7 protein-coding genes are annotated in these 7,041 nt (G+C 59.0%); 4 read left to right on the top strand and 3 right to left on the bottom strand.

Going from position 1 to position 7,041, the window contains the following annotated elements:
* Window positions 1–17 precede the first annotated feature (17 nt).
* Both FMN63_RS11265 and FMN63_RS11260 read right to left on the bottom strand, forming a co-directional pair.
* Entirely contained in the window at window positions 18–479 is a 462-nt protein-coding gene (locus FMN63_RS11265) for an extracellular solute-binding protein (protein ID WP_148584082.1), read from the bottom strand.
* Window positions 480–596: 117 nt separating this feature from the next.
* On the bottom strand, window positions 597–1,529 hold the full coding sequence (locus tag FMN63_RS11260; RefSeq protein WP_162530026.1) for a LysR family transcriptional regulator: 933 nt from the start codon (window positions 1,527–1,529) through the stop codon (window positions 597–599).
* Window positions 1,530–2,174: 645 nt separating this feature from the next.
* On the opposite strand from FMN63_RS11260, the gene FMN63_RS11255 reads away from it, so the two are divergent.
* The 4 genes from FMN63_RS11255 to FMN63_RS11245 are packed head-to-tail and all read left to right on the top strand — an operon-like array spanning window position 2,175 to window position 5,946.
* A complete protein-coding gene (locus FMN63_RS11255; RefSeq protein ID WP_148584080.1) occupies window positions 2,175–2,579 on the top strand; it encodes an SxtJ family membrane protein in 405 nt (134 codons plus the stop codon).
* Between the two features lie 54 nt (window positions 2,580–2,633).
* Window positions 2,634–2,777, top strand: a complete 144-nt coding sequence (locus FMN63_RS29560; protein ID WP_498931636.1) for a DUF5989 family protein — start codon at window positions 2,634–2,636, stop codon at window positions 2,775–2,777.
* A 4-nt stretch (window positions 2,778–2,781) separates the two neighbouring features.
* Window positions 2,782–4,617 (top strand): carbamoyltransferase family protein, encoded by a 1,836-nt coding sequence (locus FMN63_RS11250; protein WP_286192607.1) that lies wholly within the window; start codon window positions 2,782–2,784, stop codon window positions 4,615–4,617.
* Window positions 4,618–4,629: 12 nt separating this feature from the next.
* Entirely contained in the window at window positions 4,630–5,946 is a 1,317-nt protein-coding gene (locus FMN63_RS11245; RefSeq protein ID WP_148584079.1) for an SGNH/GDSL hydrolase family protein, read from the top strand.
* A 252-nt stretch (window positions 5,947–6,198) separates the two neighbouring features.
* On the opposite strand, the gene FMN63_RS11240 is transcribed toward FMN63_RS11245, so the two are convergent.
* On the bottom strand, window positions 6,199–6,930 hold the full coding sequence (locus FMN63_RS11240; protein WP_286192609.1) for a CorA family divalent cation transporter: 732 nt from the start codon (window positions 6,928–6,930) through the stop codon (window positions 6,199–6,201).
* Window positions 6,931–7,041 lie beyond the last annotated feature (111 nt).

The raw sequence follows: 7,041 nt of genomic DNA, 5'->3' as shown, positions 1-7,041 counted from the left end.
CCGCCTCGTACCGGCATTCAAGGGCAGATGCATTCGGCATATGGGAAGACTACACCGCTGAGATGAACGCCTGAAATCCGCCCAAACGGGGAACAATGCTCGCCGACCAGAATAAGTTGGCAATGCCCTTTCGACAGCTCGAACGACGCGTCGATTTCCTTGAGCGGCTTGAAAAAGCCCCCAGTATAGAATTCGGTGAAGAACCCCGCGTTCATGATCAGAAGGTCGAAAGGGCTTTCGCCAGCACGCACTGCGGTCCGTTGTTTTTCCAGGCTGCCGGCAAACGGGTTGACGTCCAGATTGACGGTGTTTCCGCTTGTCTTTTCATAAAGTTCAACGACCGCCTGAAACCCCGGCAACCAGGGCGACTGGTTGATTACGATTGTGATCGGCTCTTCGGCTTGCGCGGTCGTGATGACCGGCAAGGCAATTGCCGCAGCAAGCGACAGAGCGCCATATTTCAAAAAACCTGACTTCATCGTTTCCTCCCAATTCAGTTGAAGATGCGAGACCGCTTCCCCTCGCAACGGGTAGCAGGCTTGAGGTGCGAGAAAAAATGATAATATTGCAGGTCTCCATAGCCTGCGGCTATGGCATCAGTTTCTCGGATCTTTCGAGCAATACATTTTCAACGCCTTCGCAACGCGTTCCGCGGAAGGCGAGAGCAGCGCGCCGGTGCGCCAGATCAGGCCTGCATCCCTGCTTGTCATCAGTTCGGGAACATCGATCTCGACAAGATGAGATCCCTCCAGGGTCTTCATCTGGCTTCGCGTGGTGTAGAGCAATAGATCGCTGATCCCAGCCAGTGTCATCAGGAACGTGTGCGATGAGGAGATCACCGTCTTTTCGGGAAGGTTGAGGCCTAGACTGGTGACCTTTCCGACGAGTTTGCGGTGCGCCAGGGTATCGGCTGGCGGAAGCCCCCACCGGACCCTCATTGCTTCCTGCGCCTTAACGCCGGAACGACCAGCCAGGGCATGCTCTGGACGTGCGATCACAACCAGATTGTCCGTCGTCAGGTGTTCAAAGGCGTAGTCACCGTCGCGTTCAAGTGGCAGCTCGGCAACGACAAAGTCCAGATCGCCCGTTGTCAATCCAGTGAGCAGGTTGGCGTCGAAACCACCCACGACTTCAATGTGAATACCATCCGCATCTGACAGCACATATTCGACTGCTTCCGGCAGGTAACGCCTTACCCAGGACGGGCCAGCCCCGATCCGCACTGTTCCCGTCGTTCCCAGCCGTCTTTGTTCAAGTTCTGTTTCTGCCTGCACAACCTGCGCTCTTACAGCGCGGGCGTGCTGAACCAGACGTTCGCCCACAGCCGTCAACGTCACACCGTGGGCGTGCCGAACCAACAGAGGCATTCCGAGTTGGTGCTCAAGGACCTTCAGGGCCTTTGAAAGGGTCGGCTGGGCAATATTCAACTGCTCAGCCGCGTGGGTAATATTCCCGGTCTCGCCAACTGTCAGCAGGTAGGAAAGCAACCTCAGATCAAGCTTCGGGTGTCTTGTTTCTCGAGATGACACTTTGGGCATTCCATTCAGGTTGTCAGGAGCGATAAGCGAACCGGCGAGAAGCAGGCAAACTGATCGATTGGCGCTTGCTTAACTACAGGTGCGACTCCTGACCCTGCAATAGCCACCAACAACGCAATCCTAATTGAAGCTGTCCGTCTCTGGAGCACCTTCGTCCCAAGTTTTACGTCCTATCGTGCGAGCGATACTTGAAAGCCTGCTGCTTCAGTGCGCGAGGGTAGGGGGCACCCTCTCATCTTGCCAGCATTTTTGCGAGAAAACTTCCTCCGGCGTCTTCCATCCAAGTCATTTGGAGGTGTTGCGTCAAGCTGCTCGCAGATCGGCTCCCTGAGCAGGTCAACGCCATATAATTTTGCGACACGCGTACTCGCACTGTGCCGTCGGTTTCTCCAACATTAAAATTTAGAGGAACCAGAGACTACCGCTGAGTGCATACCACGGACCCCGAACGAACCCATCGCGCCCCGCTACGGACTTGGAACAGCTCACAAAGCATTAAAATACAAATGCTTACGGAGTAATTACGCCCCTGAAAACCTTTTCGATGCGCCGATTTACTGTAAGGGAAATTTAATGGGCGACTATCCCCGTTGATTTTGATATGGATAATACTGTTTTTAATTTTTGTGATTTCAAATGAGTGATCATCAGTTCAACACATCGGTCCGGATGGGCTCCGAACGCAATTTCGGGCTCGTCTTCGCGGCAGTCTTTGCACTGATCGGGTTGTGGCCGGTCACGGAGGGGGACGCGCCGCGCTGGGTTTTGCTGGGTCTCGCGGCGGTTTTCATTGCCCTCGCCATGTTTGCGCCGCAGATCCTGCGCCTGCCCAACAAGTTGTGGTTCAAGCTGGGCCTGCTGCTCGGTGCCATTGTGGCGCCGATAGTGATGGCGCTTGTTTTTCTTCTGGTCTTCATTCCAATCGGGCTGGCGATGCGGGCCAGTGGAAAGGATCCGCTTTCAAGGAAACTGGATCCGAATGAAAAATCATACTGGATCTCCAGAACCGAGCAGCCGAAATCCATGAAACTGCAATATTAGGACAAATACCGGCACGGTTTCAAAACGAAGCAGGGAGGAGGAGTCTCTATGTCGATGATAGCCGAAATGTGGGGTTTTCTGCGCGAAAGGCGGAAATTCTGGCTTTTGCCTGTTTTCATTGTGCTGGCGATTTTCGGGGCGCTGATCGTGCTCAGCCAGGGCTCGGCAGTCGCACCCTTCATCTATACGCTGTTCTAGCCCCGTGACGGCGATCCTCGGGATCTCGGCGCTGTATCACGACAGTGCAGCGGCGCTACTGGTCGATGGCCGGATTGTGGCCGCCGCACAGGAGGAACGCTTTACCCGGCGCAAGCACGACGCCGGGTTTCCCGCCCATGCCATCGCGTATGTGCTGGAGGAAGCCGGGCTTGACCTTGCCGGCGTCGATCACGTCGCCTTCTACGACAAGCCCTTCCTGAAGTTCGAGCGCCTGCTGGAAACCTATCTGGCCCATGCCCCGCGCGGCCTGGCCTCATTCCGGATGGCGATGCCAGTCTGGCTGCGCGAGAAGCTGTTCCTAAAGGACCTGCTGAAGCGAGAACTGAGCCTTTTCGACCCGCGCTTTTCCGCGGACAAGCTGCTGTTCGCCGAACATCACGTCAGCCATGCCGCCAGTGCCTTCTACTCCTCGCCCTTCGAAGAGGCGGTGGTGCTGACCATCGACGGGGTCGGGGAATGGGCGACGACCACGGTCGCCATCGGGCGCGGCAAGGATCTGGAAATCCAGCGCGAGCTGCATTTCCCGCATTCGCTGGGCCTACTCTATTCCGCCTTCACCTATTACACCGGCTTCAAGGTAAATTCCGGCGAATACAAGGTGATGGGGCTGGCCCCCTACGGACAGCCGCGCTTTCGCGACCTGATGCTGGACAAGATCGTCGATGTAAAGCCGGACGGTTCTTTCCGGCTGGATCAGCGCTATTTCAACTATGCAACCGGGCTGACCATGACCAACAAGGCCATGGCGGACCTGTTCGGCCACCCCGTGCGCCAGCCCGAGACCGAGCCGCTTACCCAGTTCCACATGGATATCGCCGCCTCGGTCCAGGCCGTGACCGAGGAGATCCTTCTGCGCATGACCCGCGCGCTGGCGCAGGAATACGGCATTCCCTCGCTGTGCCTTGCCGGCGGCGTGGCGCTGAACTGCGTGGCCAATGGCAAGATCCTGCGCGACGGTGCCTTTCGCGACATCTGGGTGCAGCCGGCGGCGGGCGATGCCGGGGGCGCGCTCGGCGCGGCGCAGGCGGCGTGGCATATGGAACTGGACCAGCCTCGACAGGCGCTACCCGGTGATGCCATGCGGGGCGCCTATCTGGGCCCAGCCTTCGACGACGACAGGATTGCGGCAGATCTGACGGCGGCGGGAGCCAACTTCACCCGGCTTGACGAGGGTGAGATACTTGCCCGCAGCGCCCAGGCGCTAGCGGATGGCAAGGCCGTGGGCTGGTTTCAGGGGCGGATGGAATTCGGGCCGCGCGCGCTTGGCAACCGTTCGATCCTTGGCGATCCGCGCTCGGATACCATGCAGAAGCTGCTGAACCTCAAGGTGAAATACCGCGAGAGCTTCCGCCCCTTCGCGCCCTCGGTCCTGCGCGAGCATGTCGGCGAGTGGTTCGATCTGGACGGCGACAGCCCCTATATGCTGCTTGTCGCCGATGTCGCCGAACAAATCCGGCGCCAGATGACGTCCGAGGAGGAGGCCCTGTTCGGCATCGACAAGCTGAACATCCGCCGCTCGGCCATTCCCGCCGTGACCCATGTCGACTATTCGGCCCGCGTGCAGACCGTGCATCGCGACACCAACCCGAAATATCACGCGTTGATCTCCGCTTTTAACGACCTGACCGGCTGCCCCTTGCTGGTCAATACCTCGTTCAACGTGCGCGGAGAGCCGATCGTCTGCACCCCGACCGACGCCTTCCGCTGCTTCATGGGTACCGGGATCGAGGTTCTGGTCGCCGGCAATTGCCTGCTGGAGAAAGAGGCGCAGGACACCTCTCTGCAAGAAAATTACGAAAACAGGTACGAACTGGACTGACTGGAGAAGCCCTTGCCCATCGTTGGCCGCCATCGGCGGATCGCCATCATCCTGTGCCTGATTCCGGCGGGGTATTTCGTGCTGACCGCGATCTTTGCGCTGGCACATTTCGACGACTACGCCTCGGACCTGCCCCGGCTGCTGCGCTATGTGGTGGGACCGCTGGCGATTGCAACGCTGCTGGTCGGTTGCGCCACGCTGCTAACGCCCGACAACGCGCTGATGATGGGGATCACCGTGTGCTCGATCCTTGCCGCGATGTTCTTGTTCGAAGGTTATATGCGCTGGCAGCACCTGCCGCAGCGGATGGGGCTGGCCGGGATCGTTGATGGCGGCGCGGACGCGGACCGCTTTGGCGACGCCATGCCCCCGGCCTATACGATCAAGGCTCTGAATGCCAAATTGGGAACCGAAACTCTGGCCGATGCAGTGCTTTCCGGGATGCCCGGAGCCGAGATGCTGCTGTGCAGCCGCATGGGCGTGCCGGTCACGACACGGAACGACCGTTACGGGTTTCGCAACCCGCAGCCGGAAACCACTGCGCCGGTCGATCTGATGGTGCTTGGCGACTCCTTTGCCGAGGGCATCTGCCTTGAAGATGGCCTGCATCTCGTCGACCAGATGCGCACGGGTGGGGCCACGATCCTGAACACTGCCAGCCGAGGCGCAGGCCCCTTGTATGAACTGGCGGTTTTTGGCCGCTATGGACCGTATTTCCGCCCACGCGTCACCGTTGTGGCCTTTTTCGAGGGGAATGACTGGGAAAACCTGTCCGTCGAGATCGAACAACCCTGGCTGCACGAGGCCCTGACGCCGGGCGCCGATTTCGGCCCGATCGAGATGGACGCGGCACAGCGTGCGGACTCGGCCCGGATCATTGCCGACTGGTGGCAGGGCACCGCCGCCAGTCTGGAGGAATATCTGAGCCGCCGGTCCTACATGCGTAATTTCCTGGCTCTTCAGGAAACCGCCAGCATTCTGGGCCTGCACTACCCCAAGGCAGCCGGCGACAACCCCGCTTTCGAGCAGATCCTTCATCGCATGAAGGAGATTGCGGAGGGCTGGCAGGGGCAGGTGGTGGTGGTCTACATCCCCGCGCTCGACCAGTTCGGGGGGCTGTTTCCGCATGGCTTCGTCAGCGCCCCGCTACGCCGGAACGTGGCCCGCGCGGCCGAGGACGCAGGGGTGGGCCTGATCGACCTGACCCCGACCTTTCGCGACCATCCGTCGCCGCTGGGGCTTTACGCGCCGGATGCGCATCTTAATCCCCAGGGCGCGGCGCTTGCCGCCGGCAGGATCATGACCGACCCGCTGCTGGCCCTTCCCTGACCCCGGCTTGCCGGAAGTCGAGGACGCGGCCAGGATACTGGTAAGGTTCAAACCGCCTGAGGGCGACGGTCGGGCTTCCCGAATATCGGATCGATACTGATCACGGTTAGAGCGTTTCCCTTGAAGTGGGAACGGGATGGCTTCCGTCTGATAGCGATTTGCGCTTCAAACTGAGGGCTGGACAAGGAGGCCGGTCCTCATGACACGGCCTCTATCGGCTGATTTGCGCCGGCGTTTTACGGAGCTTCACACCTAGCGCATCATGCCCAGGCGTTTGAAGATCCAGAGTTGTGCGCCTCCTAGAAGTAGCAACAGACCGCAAACGATCGAAAAGGCCCACGGATCACCGGTCCCGGGAATACCTCCAACGTTGATGCCCAACAAACCGGTCAACAAACCGAGGGGGAGGAAAATCGAGGTAACCACAGACAGGACGAACATGCGCCGGTTCAGAGTTTCCGACCGTTTATCTGCTATTTGATCATGCACCACCTGAGCTCTGTCTCGAATGGCATCGAGCTCCTCTCCCAAGCGCGTCACGCGATCTGCAGCTTCCCGGATCCGGCTTCGATCCCGATCAGTCAGCCAGGGCAAATCCTCAATCTCGAATGACGTGAGCGCATCACGCTGCGGAAACATGTAACGACGGAGAGTGATTGCCGAGCGACGAATATCGGCAATTGCGCCCTTGGACGCACTGAGCGTTTCGTCCAGAAGATTTTCTTCCAGTTCGTCAATGCGTTCGTTCAGATTTGCAATTGTCGGTTCCGCCCGATCTGCAAGCCGGAGGGCAAGCTTTGCCACCAGGTCTCCTGGCGAGACAGGAGCCCTGTTTGCTTCGATTGCGTCGAAAAGATCACTTATTGCCTTGAGCGGTCTGATCCATACACCGATCACCCGCTTTTCTTCGATCCAAAGTCGAGTGGAGATCATGTCTTCGGGTTCGGCGCCCGGATTAAGGTTGACACGGCATTGCCAACTTATTCTGGTCGGCGAGCATTGTTCCCCGTTTGGGCGGATTTCAGGCGTTCATCTCAGCGGTGTAGTCTTCCCATATGCCGAATGCATCTGCCCTTGAATGCCGGTACGAGGCGG

It is taken from the genome of Stappia sp. BW2 (assembly GCF_008107695.1).
In the GTDB taxonomy this organism is placed as follows: Bacteria; Pseudomonadota; Alphaproteobacteria; order Rhizobiales; family Stappiaceae; genus Roseibium.
Note: the sequence above shows the minus strand (reverse complement) of the source record. Positions and strands in the feature narration are given on the sequence as shown.

What these genes read in the sequence shown, in the direction of transcription:
- FMN63_RS11265 (WP_148584082.1), bottom strand. Translation starts at nt 479, where the DNA reads ATGAAGTCAGGTTTTTTGAAATATGGCGCTCTGTCGCTTGCTGCGGCA.
- FMN63_RS11255 (WP_148584080.1), top strand. Translation starts at nt 2,175, where the DNA reads ATGAGTGATCATCAGTTCAACACATCGGTCCGGATGGGCTCCGAACGC.
- FMN63_RS29560 (WP_498931636.1), top strand. Translation starts at nt 2,634, where the DNA reads ATGATAGCCGAAATGTGGGGTTTTCTGCGCGAAAGGCGGAAATTCTGG.